The organism is bacterium (assembly GCA_028820935.1).
GTDB lineage: Bacteria > Actinomycetota > Acidimicrobiia > Spongiisociales > Spongiisociaceae > Spongiisocius.
This window is the reverse complement of sequence record JAPPHZ010000031.1, coordinates 43,474-58,759: the sequence shown is the minus strand read 5'-3', so window position 1 is coordinate 58,759 and position 15,286 is coordinate 43,474. Positions and strand designations below refer to the sequence as shown.

Genomic DNA, 15,286 nt, shown 5'->3' with positions numbered 1-15,286 from the left:
GTCTTGGTTCTTCCAGTCATCGTGAACCAATCCTGAGAAGACCGCTCTTCTTTACCGCCCTTTCGAGGCATCGCCCCATCGAGGCGCCACCGAACCCATGAGAAGCCCGCGTCACGCGGGTCAAGGAGACCAATGCCCCCCACATTCGCCCAACTGGGCGTACCCAAACCCATAGGCCAGGCTCTTGCTCGGCGCGGTATCACCCGACCGTTCGAGATCCAGACAGCCACTCTGGCCGACGCAATGACGGGCCGCGACGTGTGCGGCCGCGCTCCCACCGGCTCGGGCAAGACTCTGGCCTTCGGGATTCCCCTCGTGGCCAGAGTAGGCCGTGCCGCACCGCGCAGGCCTAGAGGGCTCGTACTGGCCCCGACCCGCGAACTCGCCGATCAGATCGCAACCGAGCTTCGTTCCTTCTCAGGAAAGGTCCGCGTGGCAGTCGTCTACGGCGGCGTGGGCTACGGCCCCCAGATCATGGCTCTACGCGGCGGCGTCGACATACTGGTGGCGTGCCCCGGGCGCCTCGAAGACCTGATCCATCAAGGTGTGGCCGAGCTCTCCGCGGTCGAGATCATCGTCATAGACGAGGCCGACCGCATGGCCGATATGGGGTTCATCCCCGCTGTTCGGCGCTTGCTCGACCAGACCGCGGCCAAGCGCCAGACGATGTTGTTCTCCGCCACGCTGGACAGCGAAGTCGCCTCACTCACCCGCGACTACCAGCACCGCCCTGTACGGCACGAAATCGGACAGGGGACTCCCGACGTCGTCGATGCGGACCATGTGTTCTGGCACGTGGAAAGGACGAAGCGAATCGAGGTCAGTGCCCGCACGATCGATGCTGCGGGACCCACGATCGTCTTTTGCCGAACCCGCCGCGGCTCTGATCGGGTAGCCCGTCAACTCAGTCGGACAGGCATCCTGACCGCGGCGATCCACGGCGGGCGGAACCAGAACCAACGCACCAGGGCGCTGAAGGATTTCGCCTCCGGCAGGGTGCAGGCGTTGATCGCCACCGATGTGGTCGCACGAGGAATCCATGTCGAGGATGTCAGCGCCATCATCCACTACGACCTTCCCGCCGATCACAAGGCCTACCTCCACAGGTCAGGCCGCACCGCCCGAGCCGGCAAGGACGGCGTCGTGGTCTCGCTCGTCCCACCCGATCAGGTCAGAGAACTCCGACACATGCAACGCCGGCTGGGACTGCGGCAGCCGGTCACCGATGTGGACCTCACCGCCATCCAGCCGCTCGACGGAAAGGTCCGCCGTCGCAAACCCCGCAGGGCCCCCGTCGATCCGAGCCGGCAACCCACGGCCCGCAGGAGGCAACACGGAGGTCCGGGACGTCCGACCAGCAAGAGCCGGTCTCGGCACCCGCGCAGCAACCGCAAACGGCGGGCATCCAAGAGTCGCAATAAGCGGGCACCAGCCAGGGCGAGAAGCTGACCTGAACCCGGCCAAGTCTTCGAAGCATGCCGAGGGTAGGTTAGGTGCCCGATTGGAACTTGCTTCGATCCTCAGGTCAGGGCGAAGAGAGCCGAGGCATTGCCGGCGAAGATCGAGTGGCGGGTCGTGCCGTCGACTGTTTCCATGGCGTCCATCGTGGCGCCGGCATCCTCGATCGAGAAGGGGTGATCGGTGCCGAACATGACCCGGTCGCTCCCGACCATGGCAATCGAAGCCTGGAACGGGCCGGCGGCGTACGTGATGGCGTCGATGTATAGGCGGGCGATTGACTTGGACGGGAGTTCCGGAAGTCTGGTCCGGCCGATCTCGTCCGATCGCCAGGCGGCGTCGAGGCGGCCTACCAGGGCCGACAGCGTTCCACCACCATGGGAGACGATGATCTTGAGATCGGGGTGGTTGTAGAGCACGCCGCCGAACACGAGCCGGCTCACCACCGCGGTGGTCTCCATCGGGAAGCCCACGCCGACGGGTAGCACGTGTCCGTAGCCCTCCAGGAGGTCGAGGGCGATGCCGTCCTGGGGGTGGAGCAGCAAGGGGAGTTGCCGGGACTCGAGTGCCGCCCAGACCGGTTCCAGTTCCGGGTCGTCAAGCCGGAAGTGGGCGATCCTCGGGCCCGTCACGATCCCGCGCAGGCTGGGGTGGGCGTCTATGGCCTCGATCTCGTTCAACACCTCCGGGACACCGGTGGCGGGAAGGGCGCCCAGGCCGACCAGCCGGCCCTCCGTCTTCTCCTCCAGCGTGCCCAACTCGTCGTTGACCACCCTCGTGAGCTCGACTCCGTGCTGTCCCTCGAAGGGCTCCATCCAGGGGTTGCCGAGCGAGATGACCGATCGTGAGATGGCGTTCTCGTCCATGAAGCCGACTTTGCCGGGGATCGTCCACCAGCCGTCCTCGATGGGGCGACCGATGCGCGGGTCGGCTTCCTCCTCCGGGAAGATCACGAAACGCCGGACCTCGCCGTCCCGGTAGACGCGCGGCATTTCACGTCGCTTCTCCAGGCCGGCCAGGTAGGACGTGGGGTAGAAGTGGGTGTGGACGTCGATTCGTGTGGTCATCGAGTGCTGCCTCCCGTGGCGTTCGATCGGTCGAGAACCAGAGCGTCGAGCGCGGCGGTCACCACCCTCTCGACCAGGCGCTCCGATTCTTCCGGCGTCAGCCGGGTGGAAGCGTCATGGGAGCTAGCCACCAGGCAGATGGATCCGGTCCTGACCCGGAGCATGGACCCGAGAACGAACAGGGTGGAGCTTTCCATCTCCGAAGCTAGCGCGCCACCCGCCTTCCAGGCCGCCCGCTTGCCCCGCATCTCCCGGGCCACCGGGAGCCGGTCAGGATCGCGGTGGGAGTAGAAGGAATCCTTCGAGTGGAGCACCCCCACCCGAACCGGCAGGCCCAGCGTCTCGGCCGCCGCCCGCAGGCAGTAGGTCAGGTCGAGGTCGGCCACGGCCGGGAACTCGATCGGGAGGTAGGACGTTCCGGTTCCTTCTTCCCGGATCGCGGCCGTACCGACGATCACCTCACCCGGCCCCACGTCGGGACTCATCGACCCGCTGGTCCCGGTTCGTATGAGGGTCTTGGCGCCCACGCTGGTGAGTTCTTCGATCGCGATGGCCGCAGACGGGCAGCCGATACCGGTAGACGTGACGGACACCGGCATGCCCCGGTAGGTCCCGGTGTAGGTGGTGTACTCTCGATTGGTGGCGACGTGGCGGGCATCGTCGAGAAGGCCCGCGATCAACTCGGCTCGCTTGGGATCGCCCGGCAGGAGTACCCGTTCGGCGACGTCACCGGGCAGGCAACGGATGTGGTGCTGGGACCTGTCGGTGCTCAGCGGATCATGCTTCATGGGGTCCGACCTCCTGCGCCTTCGAGATATTCTTCCAGTTCATCAACCCCGCGCGCCGGCGGGTCCAACCCGATGCCACCGGAGATCTGATGCATGGTGGAGGGCTCCACCCCGGCTCTGGACAGGAGCGGGTCCCCGAGCACCGACATCGGACTGCCCTCCAGGTGGATCTTGCCGTCCCGGAGCACCACGACCCGGTCGGCGCAGTCGAAAGCCAGATCCACATCATGGGTGACCACGACGCAGCCGTGGCCGCGGCGGCGCGTGTCGGAGATGAGGTCGGTGAGGACACGGGTCCCGTCTGCGTCCTGCCCGCCGGTGGGTTCGTCGAGCACCAGGATGGGAGTCCCCATGGCCACCACGGACGCGATGGCAACCCGCTTTCGCCACGAGAGCGTCAGGTCGTAGGGGTTGTGGTCCGCGACCGACTCGAGGTCGAGCAGGGCCATCGCTCGCTCGTGGCGCTCGGTAGCGTCGTCATCTCCCGAGCCGTTCTCGGCGCCGAAGGACACCTCTTCGGAGACCCGGTCCCGGAACAACTGCGCGTCAGGATTCTGGAACACCAGCCCCACGGTTCGCGAGAGTTGGGCGGGCCTCACCTCCCTCGTGTCGGTGCCGTCGACCGTGACCGTCCCCGAACCGGGCTTGAGCAGCCCGTTGAACAAGCGGAGCATCGTCGACTTGCCGGCCCCGTTATGGCCCAGGACGAACAGGGTCTCGCCCATGGACACGTCCAGGCTGATTCCCCGGATCGCCTCTGCTCCTCCCTTCGGGTACGTGTACCGGACTTCGCTCAGGTGGATCACGGAGTCGGCTCCCGCTCCCTACCAAGGCTCCGAAGGGAGCTGACCAGTTGGTCGGTGGTCAGCGGGGGAGTGTCGCCCAGGGCGATCCCGCGCCGGCGCAGGTCGGCCCAGACGGCGACGCAGCGGGGAACCAGGATCGTTCCCTCGAGGAGGTGAGGGTCGGCCAGCAGCGTTGCCGGATGCCCGTCGGCGGTCACCCGACCTTCATCCAGGATGACCAGCCGATCCGCCATCTCGAGCCAGTGGCCCAGGTCCTGCGCCACCAGGACGACTGTGGTGCCCGCATCCCGGAGCGTCCTGACCAGCGAGACGACCTCCTCCCTACCGGTGGGATCGAGTTGGGAAGTCGGGTCGTCAAGAACCAGGATCGGCTTCCTCTGGGCCAATGCGCAGGCAATGGCCAGCCGCTGTGATTGGCCACCCGACAGGCGGCGGGGGTGCCGACCGGTCATCTCGGCCAGTCCCACGCTCTCCAGGGCCTCCAGTGCTCTTGCCACGATCTCGTCCGGCGGGAGGCCCTCGTTCTCCAAGGCGTAGGCGACCTCGTCGAACGCCGTGCTCGTGGCGGCGGTGAGTTGATCGAACGGGTTGTCGAACACGACACCGACCGACTCGGTAAGCGCGTGTGGTGGAGCGCTCTCCACATCATGCCCCAGCACCTGTGCCGTACCCTCGAAATTCCCTCCGAGCGGTCGCGGGATGAACCCGGCCACAACCCGGGCCAGCGTCGACTTGCCACCTCCGGACGGCCCGGAGATCAGCGTGAGCTGATCAGCACGCAGTCCGAGAGTCAACCTCGTCAGTGTTGGCTCGGAGGCGGTGTCGTAGGTGAAGGTGACCTCCTCGAAGGAGGCGAAGGTGGAGGCGGTCAGGCTCGCGGATTCCGGCAGGCCGGCGCCGCTCACCAGATGACCGCCAGGACGAGCAGAGGGATCGAGGCCAGGAGCAGGCTCCTCTGGAGCAGCCTTCCCCTCTCCCGGACCGCGACCGCAGCGGTCCGCCGGCCGGGCAGGGAGAACCCGCGGGACTCCAGGGCGAGCGTCCTCATCTCGACCCCGATCAGCGAACTCACCAGCAGCGGTTTGAGCAATGCGAACAGAGTCCTGAGGCGCCTTGGCAGGCTCCCCTTCGTGTCGAAGCCGCGGGACTGCTGAGCCTCGAGAATCTGTGTGGCCCGAAGCCTCATCTCCGGGATCAACTCGGCTCCCGCCAGGTAGGCGTAGGCCAGCTTGTGCGACACGCCTCGCTGGATGAGAGCGGTGGCGAAGATCTTGGGGTGGACGGTCGCCATAGCGGCGGTCACTGCGATGACGAACACTGCTATCCGCGCCGCGGTCGTCCCGGCAAGGGCAAGGCCGCCGGCGTTGACCGAGATGGGGCCCCAAGCCACAAGAGGCTCCGTGTCGTACGGGCGGACTATCCCATGGATCACGACCAGGGCGAACGTCATGGGCGCCATCAGCCGGAGGGACTTGAGGGCGATGATGCCGAGGCGGGACACGACCAGGGTCAGCACCGCCGCCGCCAGGAGGATGGCCGGTACCAGTACGGTGTCCCCGGCAAAACCTGCCACCGACAGTGGAAGCACCGCGGCCAGCTTGGTCAGGGGATGCGCCCGGTGAAGCCAGGTGTTCCCGATCTCGTATAGCTCGGCGACCCGAGCCGGGGACCAGGTGGCCGTATCGGCTTCCACTACACCCGTGTCAGTGTCGTCGTAGCGGCCCGTCTGCAAGGACAACTCGGCGTGCTCTACTGGCCATCGGCGTCACTCGCGGCGTTCCGCCCCGAGTGACGCCGATGCATCACAGGCAGACCACTAGCGGGTCAGAACGGTATGACCTCTCGGCCGAACGGTGGCCGGTAGCGCTGGGGGACGCCCTTGATCAGAGCGAATGCCAGGAGCACTGTCAGCACCTTGTCGCCCGGTGTCGTGAGCAATTGCTGACCGAGCACCGACTCGACCATGTTCCTCCCGGAAGCCGCGAAGAAGCCGGTAACGGCATCGACGCCGGATCCTGAAACGCCTTCGAACACGAGAACCACGAGGGGCATGGCGGTGATGATGGTGATGGCGGTCAGGCAGAGCATCATCACGATGATCTTGCCCGTAGAGCGAAGGAAGCCATGTGCCGCCATAACGCCGGCCACGATTCCGATGGCCGCGTTCACGATCCCGAAGGGGATCGAAGTCGCCTCGAGCGTGAGTCCGATCACCAGGTTCGTGAGCACTCCGGCGACCGCCGCTACCCACGGCCCTGCCAGGAAGGCTGCCATGGTGGTGCCGATGGTGTCGAGGAACAAAGGCAGGTTCAAGGTCTGGGTGAAGAACCTTCCGATGAGGTTGATCCCGATAGCCACCGGGATGAGTACCCATGCCGTTGTCGTGAAAGCTGTCTTGAATCGGAGACCGTCTTTGATCGCGCTCATGCTCTATCGCCTCCCGTCTAGCGCTTCCCGTGGAAGCCTATTTGACGGGAGCACCCGCCGTCGGAGAAACCGGGTATTTTGTCCCCTCTTCACCCTCTATTCACTTGGCCCTGAGCGACCACGACACCTGATGAGGCCGGTGCGACGGCGCCTGGAACCGGACCAAGGCCAGGCGGACGCTGCGGGCCTGTTGGGTGTGGTCACGGGACGAGACGTGGAAGCCGACCCCTGACCGGTAGGACGCCGGCGGCCAGCACGGCCGGTGGCCCGGGACCGCACCATGTCGACGGTCGGCCGCCGGGCCAGCTTCGCCCATTGCTGCGACACCCCCGAACACCGAAAAGTCGGCCACCCCGGCGACAACACGACCCGACACCACCAGGACACCCAACCACCAAGCCGCCAAGCCCCGCACTAGCTCAGCACCCTCCTAGGCACCGTAGAGTGTCCGTGATATTCTGGTCCCCTACCCGACATCGATAGGGGGAGGGCGAATTGAGTCGCGTGGCATCCAGGCCTACGGTAGTTATTGCTATTATGGTGATTTTGGCATTGTTAATGGGGCAGACCAATCCGGCCGCTGCCCATACGACTCTGCCGGCGCATGTCAACTTTTCGGTAGTCGATGGGGATGAACCCGGGGAGGCTCTCATAACATGGGACGCAGTGCCGGGGGCCACCGGCTACAGCGTTCGCTGGATGAATGTGAACGCCGCCACGCTCCTCCAGCGCCTCGGAGGACCATGGCAGGACATTATTGAGTCCATCGACATCGCCGAACGCGGCGAGGATGGTTACACGCTGACGCTCAAGAACCTTGCGCCTGGCACCGTCTATGCGTTTGGCATCGGCAGCAAGTTTGGCCAATCGACTAGTCCTAGTTGGTCGGGGTGGACCACGTTGAAGTTGGCGGGTTCCGATGGCACCATGGACGTGTACGACATTGTCCAATTACAGTCCGCAGCCTTGTCCGTAGCGAACCATGCCTACTCGTTAAGCAGCATAGGGTCTGTACCGACTAATGCCGGGATGACACGGGAATCACTCACTCAAGACGGGGCGCTCATCGTACGGCACGGGACCTCCTCAGTTCAACAAGTGGGGATCCTCAACCAGAAAAGTAATAGTGACCGGGTTGAGCACATCACGTCCCTGGCCAATAGGCTCCTTACCAATGTCGAGTCGATTCAAAGTGGAAGGGGCCAGCTGTTACTCAGATTGCAGGCGGAGCAAAAGAGCCGAGCCGAGTTGACTCGTGCTAACTCTATTGCCCTGTTTCCGGCTGTCACCGCCAGTACGGACAGACAATTCTATGGCCTGGTGACTAACCTTCCTGAGGATAGAGGTACCGGTTCAACGGTACTCACTAGGCAGAACCTGCTGGATTACAGCGCCACCGATAGCCTAGCGAACAACACGGTCTTGGGACATACGCTTCTGCTGGTGGCAAGCCTTATGCAAGATCCCACACACGTAGCACGGCTTCAGGAGTCATTTGACTCGGTAGCCCACAGAATTGATCTTGACATCAACCACCTTCGCGCGTCTTCTTTCGCCGGACTGAACAATGTCGTCTTGAGTCTGGCCGAGAACCTGCGTGATGCTGGAACCGAAGAAGATGACTACTTCGAACGGCTGGAGGAGCGTCTTGAGCTGGTAGAGAAGGAACGTGCTCTGATTGAGGACAGCGAGAACGTTCTGAGGCAGCTCTTGACTCAGGTTGACGCTCTGGGTAAGGAAGCCCAGGGTTTGCGTGTGCCACCCATCCCAACGGCTCCAACGGTAAGCCCGGATGATCCCGGCATCTCCGACAGCGAGATACTGTTCGGTCAATCAGCGGCCCTCACCGGACCTTCCGCAGCGTTGGGCTTGGGTATGCAGCTGGGCATCCAGGCGGCGTTCAAAGAGGCGAACGATGCAGGAGGAGTGCACGGACGCCAGCTGAGGCTTGTAACCAGAGATGACCGATACGAGAGCGATGCAGCATTCGCGCAAACCCTTCGTCTGATCGAAAACGATCAGGTCTTCGGGTTGATCGAGCGGTGGGAACACCAACCTCTCGGGCAGCCTCCCCGCTGGCACGCGCCTCGGGCGTGCCGTTCGTAGCACCCTTCACCGGGGCGCAGCTGCTGCGCGTCGGCGAGCTGAGCAATGTTCTCAACATCCGTGCGTCATACCACCAGGAAACTCAGAAGATGGCGGAGCTTCTCGCCGCTGCCGGAAAGACGAGGGTGGCGGTGCTGTACCAGAACGACTCTTATGGTGTTGACGGCCTTACGGGAGTCGAGCAGGCGGTGGAGGCTCATGGCCTGGAGTTGGTAGCTTCCTGGTATTACCGGCGGAACACGGAGGCTGTCACGTCCGCGGCGTTCCGGATTGCCGACAAGCAGCCGGAAGCGGTCATCATTATCAGCGCGTACCGTCCGGCAGCGCGGCTGATCGAGAAGCTGCGCGAGGACCTGGGACCCGAAACGATCTTCATGGCCGTGTCGTTCGTCGGTAGTGAAGCTCTCGCGACCGAACTAGGTGCTGCCGGCGAGGGGGTCTACGTGACTCAGGTGGTGCCGTTGCCCGGCGGGGACGACGTCTCGGTCCTGGCCGAGTACCGCGCCGCACTGTCCGGCGTCGATCCGGATGCCGACCCGGGATTCGTCTCCCTCGAGGGCTATCTCGCCGGGCGGCTCGCCATCGAACGTCTGAGGGCTTGCGGCGCCGACGTCAGCCGGGCGTGCTTCCTGGATGTCACAGGTGCGTCCGGGTCCATAGACATAGGCGGGATCTCGCTCCAATTCGGACCAGGTGACAACCAGGGTTCTGATGCGGTCTACCTGACCGTGATCAACTCGGAGGGCGAATACGAGTTGGTCGACAGTATCCGGAGCTGACAAGATCCCCAACCGCGGGGCGTCCCGGCACGTTCTGACCACGGGACGCCCCCTGCGGGCCTTGCGGGTTGAGAGGTACGGGGTTAGCGGCTCACGACGGCGCGGGCAAGAGCGGCATCGCACAAGCCGGAGCCGTTCTCCCCTCGGCAATCGACGAGCTCGGTTCCGTCCGGGTAACCTCCGGATAGCCGTGGTTCTACTCTCGATTCCAACGCCGTGGGGATTGCTGCCCGATCCGGCCTCGCGCCTCCGACGCTGCGGAGGACAGGCGTGAAGGGACTGCGGGTGGCGATGGCCATCCTCGCTTCGCTGCATCTCGGGTGGTCGGCCCTGGTCGCCCTCGGGGCGAGCTTCGCCGATGGGGGATCCGTACCGGAGCGCTTGCTATTGAGCGCGGTACACCCGCTGGCGGCCATCCTGCTCCTCTACGTCGTAGTGTCCTCCGAGCGGATTACACCCCTCATCTGGCGCACCACCGTGGCGCTGCTGTCCGTGGGCATTGTCGGGGACATCCTGGCGGCCGTCCTGATCGGCCAGGGGACATTGCGCGGAGACTGGCCGCTGCCGCTGACGTTCACGGTGGTTCCGGTGATCGGCCTCGTCTACATCGTCCGGCGACGCCATGGCCGGCAGGCGGTTGACCGCTAGGCTTTACCTGAATATGGCCGGAGCGACAGGATGGCTGCTCTCCGATCTGGCCGAGGAGATCGAGAGGGCTCTGGCCGAGGGTGGCGCCGGTGACGGAAGGCTGGTGGAGGGCCGGGCAACCGCGGTCAAGGCTTCACCGGAACGGGGAAACTCCTCCAAGATCGTGATGGGTACCTCCTGCCTGCCGCCGCACTTCTCCACTGCCGCTCACTCTCATCAGGCCGAGGAGGTGTCGGTGGTTCTCTCCGGGGGCGGATGGATGGACATCGACGGGACCCCCCACACACTGCAACCCGGAGGGATTCTCCTCGTCCCTTCCAACCTCCCTCATCAGCCCCACTCGGGTCCCGACGGGCTCACCGTCCTCTGGCTGCTCGCGCCGCCAGGCTCGGAGGCGCGCTGGCTGGCGGAGCACGACGACCGGGCCGAGGCTTCGATGTAGCCGATTACCTGGAGACGGGGCGACCTCTTCGGTAGGAGTCCCGATCCGGATGCGAAGAGACCGGATGGGAGGTTCTTATCGGTACGGCCCGGGGATCAGACGGATTGGAACATCTCCTCCACGGTCAGGCTGCCGACATCGAAGAAGGCCATGATGCGGCACGGGCAGGACTCGCCACCCTCGAACTTCCACGGGAAGGCCCCGATGATGCATCGTTGGTTGAGCACCTTTTCGATGTCGCCGCCCACGTTCTCGGCATGGATGCAACCCTTGGGGAAGGCGAGATAGTGGAGGGGGAACAGGTCCTCGGTGATCTCCCGCCCGCTCCGATGGTGGGTGTAGGTGTACTCGCCGAAGTATTCCAGCACCGACATGCCCACTTTCTGCTCGAAACGCCTGGTCAGATCGGGCCGCATGTGGCGGATGGTGGTGTTCATGGGGTGATCGCCCGAGCCGGCGTCGATTCCCCACCACGCCAGCTCCATCTCCAGCATCCATTCGGCCAACTCCCTGGTCCCGCCGGGATGCATGCAGAAATAGCGGGTGAGATCCTGCTCGGGCTTCCCCTCGTAGTAGCGGTGATAGCCGGTGTGGATGATCAGGATGTCACCCTTCTTGACCTCTACCTTGGACGTGATCATCTCGGGGGTGATGATGCTCCAGTCGCTCACCTCGTCGGACACGTCGACGATGACCCCTTCGTGGATGAGCTTGGTGAGCGGGAGGGAGGCCATGTCGCCACCCCCGTCGGCCATGTGCATCGGGCCGTCGAGATGCGTCCCCACATGCAGCGACGACTCGATCCTCTGTGACACCACCCGGTTGGTCTGCAGGGTCTGGGTGTAATAAATCTTGGATCCGGGGTATCCGACCCAGCCCGGCGTGTGGATATTGATCGGGTGGGAGAGATCGACGATCTTCATTTCGGGTTGCCTCCGCTGTCGGTATGTGGGTGGATGGTAGAGGGCGGAAACACGGGTCCGGCCCGCCGGGCTAGTACCTCAGACCGTCTTCCCAGATCCCGTAGAGATCGGTGCGGCGGTCCGCCCGGGGAGCGATCAGTTCGCCCCGCACCTGGGCTCGCTTGGCTGCGCCCAGGTCGACCTCCGTGACGCTGATGGCGTCCTCCGAGCCGGGTAACGGCCCGGAGGCCAACTTGCCGTAGGGGTCGACCAGGATCGACGAGCCGAGAAAGTCGAACTTCCCGTGACGCCCGGCTTGGGAGGCGCAGGCGATGTAGACCTGGGAGAGGTTGGCCTGGAGGACCGCCCCCTTGCCCTGGGGACACATCCCGTCCGCATCCCAGCGTTCCTTGTCGTAACCGGGTAGCCATGCGGTCGGAACGCAGATCAGATCCGCGCCCTTCAGTGCCATCAGCCGTACCACCTCGACGAACCGGAGGTCGTAGCAGACGCACAACCCGATGGTTCCGAACCGGGTGTGGGCCACCGGGAAGCCGAGGTTGCCGTCGTGGAAAGCGATCTTCTCGTTGGCGAACAGGTGGGTCTTGCGGTAGTGGAGGATGGTTCCGTCGGGTCCTACCGCCACCGCCGTGTTGTACAGCGATTCGCCGTCGCGTTCGCAGAACCCGCCCACCACGTATCCGTTGGCCTCGGCCGCCAGGGCGGTCCATTGCTTGACGGTCGGCCCGTCCACCGGTTCGGCGTTCTCGGCCAGCGCCCGCCAGTCGAAGGCATAGCCGTGGATGATCATCTCGGGCAGCACCACGATGTCGGCGCCCTTGTTGAAGGCGCGCTCCGTCCACCGGACGGTGAGGTCGCGGTTCTCCTCGACCGCCAGGGGCTCGCCCCCGATCTGGACCAGACCTATCGAGACCTTGTTGACCATTGTGCTACTCCTGTCTTCTCTGGCCCAGCGGCCCGTCCGGCATGAGCCCTGCTATCCGAAGCATGTTCCAATCGGCCGGGCACGGGCCGCCCACGCTTTCGATGTGATCGTCACGGTCGCCCGATACCGCGTGCCAGATCCCGACCGGCACGTGAACCACGTCCCCGGCCTCGAACTCCAGCCGGAGACCGTTGGTCAGGTCCTCGATGCTGCCCTTGCCGTCGAGGATGTAGATGGTGTCCTCGGACTCGGCGTGGACATGGTCCTTGTTCCGCTCCCCGGCCTGCATGTCCACGTAGTTCATGTTGGCGTCGTAGGCCCCGACTCCGGCCCAGACGATCAGACGGGCATCCCTGGCGATCATCGGGACCATGGCGGTCGGCTGGTCACGGTGGAAGATCCGGATGCCACGGGCCGCCAACCGTCTGCCGCCCGCAGGCTGCGGCGGGCCCGGGCGCCGCTCGTATTCGAGGTGGGAGTAGAGCCGTTCGTCAGCCGGGCAGGGACCACCGATCAGTTCGGCGCCGTCCGGACCGGCCTCGAAAACGTATCGCGTGTCGGGTCCGATGTGCGCCATCGCCCCGGTCGGGAGGTCGAGCCGGTGGTCGAAGGAGTTGTCCGCCGCCGTCACTTCGCCGGACATGGCGTAGTAGACGGATTCCATCGGGTGCTCGAGCTGGACGGTTCGCCCGCCCGGCTCCAGGGCGATGTGGTGTATGGAGCGCAGATGGGCGTCCAGGCCCGGCCAGACCACCACCCAGGCTCGGCCGCCATGCTCGACGATGGGAAGTTCGGGAGCATCCTCCTCATCCCGGAGGATGCGGACGCGGTCGGTTTCAGCGACCATCTTGGGGGTTCGGTCCGTCCATCGGCGGCGAGTCTACCCGCCGGTCAACCGCCGCGAGGCTGCCCGATGAGGGCGCTACGGTCGGTCCGGCAACCGCTTACTAGGGCTCGGAGGGAAGATGGCACGGATCGAGCTGATCGACGGGAAGGATGGGCTCGACCGGGGCCAAGCTCGGCTGTTCGACTGGATCGTGGGGAGCAGGGGCGAGCTGGTGAGGCCCTTCCAGGTGCTGCTACATGTCCCCGAGCAGGCGGAGCACATCGCTCGGCTCGGGCACCTGGTCCGCTTCGAGTCGGGCCTGGACGGCGCCGACCGGGAACTGGCCATCCTCGCGACCGGCCGGGCGCACGGCTGTGACTACGTCTGGGACACGCACGTGGACCTGGCGCGCCGCGAAGGGACGAGCCCCGCGGCGATCGCCCACCTCGACGGCGAAGTGGGGGACCTGGCGCCGAGAGAGGCCGCCATCCTGGACATGGTCGGGGAGCTCTGCTCGGCGTCATCCTTGTCAGCGTCGGCGTTCGCCCGCGTGGAGTCCCACCTCGGTCCTGAGGGCGTGGTTGAGCTCAGCATCCTGGTCGGCTACTACACCCTGCTGGGCTACGCCATGGCATCGTTCGACGTGTGCGGCAGCCGTAGTGAAGCGTGACCGCGAGCCCGCTGGTCTATCCGGATTGATTCGACGGGTCCCAACCAGACACGCGGCTACCGGCAGCCGGCCACAAGAGTGGGCCTGCCGGTTTCGGCGCATTAGGAGCTACTAGTAGAGTCGAACGGTCAGCCCCTAAGGACGAAGGAGCCCCGTCAGATGACTCATGTCCCCGTAACCCACATCACCTCGGATGCCGAGCGCGCCCGCCGTTACGCCGCCCTTCGAGAGGCCATGGCCGGCGCCGGAATGGATGCGTTCGTTATCTGTAGCAGGGGCGACGAGTTCGTCAGGGGGCGGGTCCAGTATGTGAGCGACATCTTCCAGTGGGCCGGTCGCGGCTTCGTGGTCCTCCCGATGAAGGGCGAGGCCAGCTTCGTGGCGGATCCGCTGTGGGGGACCGGCTACGCCATGCAGGGCATGTGGCTGGACGACTACCGCCAGCCCGACGACGCCGGCACGGAGATCGGGGCGATCCTCTCCGACCATGGACTCGCCACCGGCACCATCGGGATCGTCGGTCTGGCCGACATCACCTCGGTGGCCGACTACAACAGCATGAGGAGCGCCCTCCCCAACGCCAACTGGGTTGATGCGACCGATCTCTTCGATGACGTACGGGCCATCAAGAGCCAGGAGGAGATCGACTCCACCATCGAGACCGGCAACATCATGCGCCGGGTGTTCAACGCGCTGGAGGCGGAGATCCGCCCGGGCGTCCAGGAGGTGGACGTGCTCTCCGAGGCCCACCGGCTGGCTCGCCAATTGGGCTGCATGGAGGGAATCGCTCTGATGGGACGTGCCCCCTTCCGCTGCTTCGGCCCCGGTACGCGTGGCGTGATCGAGAAGGACGACGTGATGGTCATCGACCTGGAGTGGGGCGGGCCGCTCGGCTACTGGGTCGAGGTTCGCCGGGTGTACAGCTTCAAGGCCCCCAACGATGAGCAGAAGGCCTTCTGGGAGATGCGGGTCGAGAGCTTCGAAGCGTGCGTGCAGGCGATGAAGGCGGGCGAGGACTCCGACACCGTCCTCGACGCCCGCGATCGGGTCTACGACAAGTACGGGTACGACGCCAGGGACGCCAACTCCTACACCGCACACGGTATCGGCATCGACTCGCTGGAGCCCCCGTGGGTGCCCGGCAAGCGCCGCATCATGGAAGAGAACATGATGATCAACCTCCACCCCGCCATCGGCGGCTTCTCGGACGCCGAGACGGGCGCCCGGTTGGGTGGCATCAGCATTGCCGACAACGTTCTGGTCGGTCCCGACGGCGGTACGCGCATGGTCGACCAGGCCGATGAATGGATCGTCCTCGACGCCTAGACAGACCACTAGGTGCGGCTTGTAGTTAGATCGAATGTCGGAGCAGGTCGGGTCACATCGTCCGGCCTGCGTCCTGCCTGGTGGCCGACCGGGGA

General features: G+C 65.1%; 17 protein-coding genes. 7 read left to right on the top strand and 10 right to left on the bottom strand.

Annotated features, from left to right (window positions below; translation table 11 throughout):
* Positions 1 to 132 precede the first annotated feature (132 nt).
* Positions 133 to 1,449, top strand: coding sequence for a DEAD/DEAH box helicase (locus tag OXM57_08725; protein MDE0352763.1), 1,317 nt, complete (start codon positions 133 to 135; stop codon positions 1,447 to 1,449).
* A 71-nt stretch (positions 1,450 to 1,520) separates the two neighbouring features.
* On the opposite strand, the gene OXM57_08720 is transcribed toward OXM57_08725, so the two are convergent.
* The 7 genes from OXM57_08720 to OXM57_08690 form a co-directional block, all read right to left on the bottom strand.
* The gene (locus OXM57_08720; protein ID MDE0352762.1) at positions 1,521 to 2,525 is read right to left on the bottom strand and encodes an amidohydrolase family protein; all 1,005 of its coding nucleotides are present in this window, start codon (positions 2,523 to 2,525) and stop codon (positions 1,521 to 1,523) included.
* Positions 2,522 to 3,313, bottom strand: a complete 792-nt coding sequence (locus OXM57_08715; GenBank protein ID MDE0352761.1) for a nucleoside phosphorylase — start codon at positions 3,311 to 3,313, stop codon at positions 2,522 to 2,524. Before OXM57_08715 ends, OXM57_08720 begins: the two co-directional genes overlap by 4 nt.
* Positions 3,310 to 4,119 (bottom strand): ABC transporter ATP-binding protein, encoded by an 810-nt coding sequence (locus tag OXM57_08710; GenBank protein ID MDE0352760.1) that lies wholly within the window; start codon positions 4,117 to 4,119, stop codon positions 3,310 to 3,312. Before OXM57_08710 ends, OXM57_08715 begins: the two co-directional genes overlap by 4 nt.
* Entirely contained in the window at positions 4,116 to 5,024 is a 909-nt protein-coding gene (locus OXM57_08705) for an ABC transporter ATP-binding protein (GenBank protein ID MDE0352759.1), read from the bottom strand. Before OXM57_08705 ends, OXM57_08710 begins: the two co-directional genes overlap by 4 nt.
* Entirely contained in the window at positions 5,021 to 5,857 is an 837-nt protein-coding gene (locus OXM57_08700) for an energy-coupling factor transporter transmembrane component T (GenBank protein ID MDE0352758.1), read from the bottom strand. Before OXM57_08700 ends, OXM57_08705 begins: the two co-directional genes overlap by 4 nt.
* Positions 5,858 to 5,943: 86 nt before the next feature.
* The gene (locus OXM57_08695; GenBank protein MDE0352757.1) at positions 5,944 to 6,546 is read right to left on the bottom strand and encodes an ECF transporter S component; all 603 of its coding nucleotides are present in this window, start codon (positions 6,544 to 6,546) and stop codon (positions 5,944 to 5,946) included.
* Positions 6,547 to 6,646: 100 nt separating this feature from the next.
* Positions 6,647 to 6,961, bottom strand: coding sequence for a hypothetical protein (locus OXM57_08690; protein MDE0352756.1), 315 nt, complete (start codon positions 6,959 to 6,961; stop codon positions 6,647 to 6,649).
* Positions 6,962 to 7,083: 122 nt separating this feature from the next.
* On the opposite strand from OXM57_08690, the gene OXM57_08685 reads away from it, so the two are divergent.
* From OXM57_08685 to OXM57_08670, 4 genes are all read left to right on the top strand, one after another.
* Positions 7,084 to 8,652, top strand: a complete 1,569-nt coding sequence (locus tag OXM57_08685) for an ABC transporter substrate-binding protein (protein ID MDE0352755.1) — start codon at positions 7,084 to 7,086, stop codon at positions 8,650 to 8,652.
* Positions 8,640 to 9,431: an ABC transporter substrate-binding protein gene (locus tag OXM57_08680; GenBank protein ID MDE0352754.1), complete on the top strand. Its 792-nt coding sequence runs from the start codon at positions 8,640 to 8,642 to the stop codon at positions 9,429 to 9,431. Before OXM57_08685 ends, OXM57_08680 begins: the two co-directional genes overlap by 13 nt.
* A gap of 270 nt (positions 9,432 to 9,701) precedes the next feature.
* Positions 9,702 to 10,079 carry a hypothetical protein gene (locus OXM57_08675; GenBank protein ID MDE0352753.1) on the top strand — a complete coding sequence of 126 codons (378 nt, stop codon included), beginning with the start codon at positions 9,702 to 9,704 and terminating at the stop codon, positions 10,077 to 10,079.
* A gap of 13 nt (positions 10,080 to 10,092) precedes the next feature.
* Entirely contained in the window at positions 10,093 to 10,521 is a 429-nt protein-coding gene (locus OXM57_08670; protein MDE0352752.1) for a cupin domain-containing protein, read from the top strand.
* Between the two features lie 95 nt (positions 10,522 to 10,616).
* Here OXM57_08670 and OXM57_08665 read toward each other — a convergent pair whose 3' ends face one another.
* The 3 genes from OXM57_08665 to OXM57_08655 form a co-directional block, all read right to left on the bottom strand.
* Positions 10,617 to 11,444 carry a cyclase family protein gene (locus OXM57_08665; protein ID MDE0352751.1) on the bottom strand — a complete coding sequence of 276 codons (828 nt, stop codon included), beginning with the start codon at positions 11,442 to 11,444 and terminating at the stop codon, positions 10,617 to 10,619.
* Between the two features lie 70 nt (positions 11,445 to 11,514).
* Positions 11,515 to 12,369, bottom strand: coding sequence for a hydratase (locus OXM57_08660; GenBank protein MDE0352750.1), 855 nt, complete (start codon positions 12,367 to 12,369; stop codon positions 11,515 to 11,517).
* Between the two features lie 4 nt (positions 12,370 to 12,373).
* The gene (locus tag OXM57_08655) at positions 12,374 to 13,216 is read right to left on the bottom strand and encodes a cupin domain-containing protein (GenBank protein ID MDE0352749.1); all 843 of its coding nucleotides are present in this window, start codon (positions 13,214 to 13,216) and stop codon (positions 12,374 to 12,376) included.
* 118 nt (positions 13,217 to 13,334) lie between these two features.
* Between OXM57_08655 and OXM57_08650 the strand changes: the two genes are divergently transcribed.
* Both OXM57_08650 and OXM57_08645 read left to right on the top strand, forming a co-directional pair.
* The gene (locus OXM57_08650) at positions 13,335 to 13,865 is read left to right on the top strand and encodes a carboxymuconolactone decarboxylase family protein (GenBank protein MDE0352748.1); all 531 of its coding nucleotides are present in this window, start codon (positions 13,335 to 13,337) and stop codon (positions 13,863 to 13,865) included.
* A gap of 159 nt (positions 13,866 to 14,024) precedes the next feature.
* On the top strand, positions 14,025 to 15,191 hold the full coding sequence (locus OXM57_08645; protein ID MDE0352747.1) for a M24 family metallopeptidase: 1,167 nt from the start codon (positions 14,025 to 14,027) through the stop codon (positions 15,189 to 15,191).
* The last annotated feature ends 95 nt before the right edge of the window (positions 15,192 to 15,286 follow it).

Coding starts and splice junctions, on each gene's coding strand:
- OXM57_08715 (MDE0352761.1), bottom strand. CDS start 3,313: ATGAAGCATGATCCGCTGAGCACCGACAGGTCCCAGCACCACATCCGT.
- OXM57_08650 (MDE0352748.1), top strand. CDS start 13,335: ATGGCACGGATCGAGCTGATCGACGGGAAGGATGGGCTCGACCGGGGC.
- OXM57_08695 (MDE0352757.1), bottom strand. CDS start 6,546: ATGAGCGCGATCAAAGACGGTCTCCGATTCAAGACAGCTTTCACGACA.
- OXM57_08655 (MDE0352749.1), bottom strand. CDS start 13,216: ATGGTCGCTGAAACCGACCGCGTCCGCATCCTCCGGGATGAGGAGGAT.
- OXM57_08685 (MDE0352755.1), top strand. CDS start 7,084: ATGGTGATTTTGGCATTGTTAATGGGGCAGACCAATCCGGCCGCTGCC.
- OXM57_08670 (MDE0352752.1), top strand. CDS start 10,093: ATGGCCGGAGCGACAGGATGGCTGCTCTCCGATCTGGCCGAGGAGATC.
- OXM57_08725 (MDE0352763.1), top strand. CDS start 133: ATGCCCCCCACATTCGCCCAACTGGGCGTACCCAAACCCATAGGCCAG.
- OXM57_08665 (MDE0352751.1), bottom strand. CDS start 11,444: ATGAAGATCGTCGATCTCTCCCACCCGATCAATATCCACACGCCGGGC.
- OXM57_08720 (MDE0352762.1), bottom strand. CDS start 2,525: ATGACCACACGAATCGACGTCCACACCCACTTCTACCCCACGTCCTAC.
- OXM57_08660 (MDE0352750.1), bottom strand. CDS start 12,369: ATGGTCAACAAGGTCTCGATAGGTCTGGTCCAGATCGGGGGCGAGCCC.
- OXM57_08645 (MDE0352747.1), top strand. CDS start 14,025: ATGACTCATGTCCCCGTAACCCACATCACCTCGGATGCCGAGCGCGCC.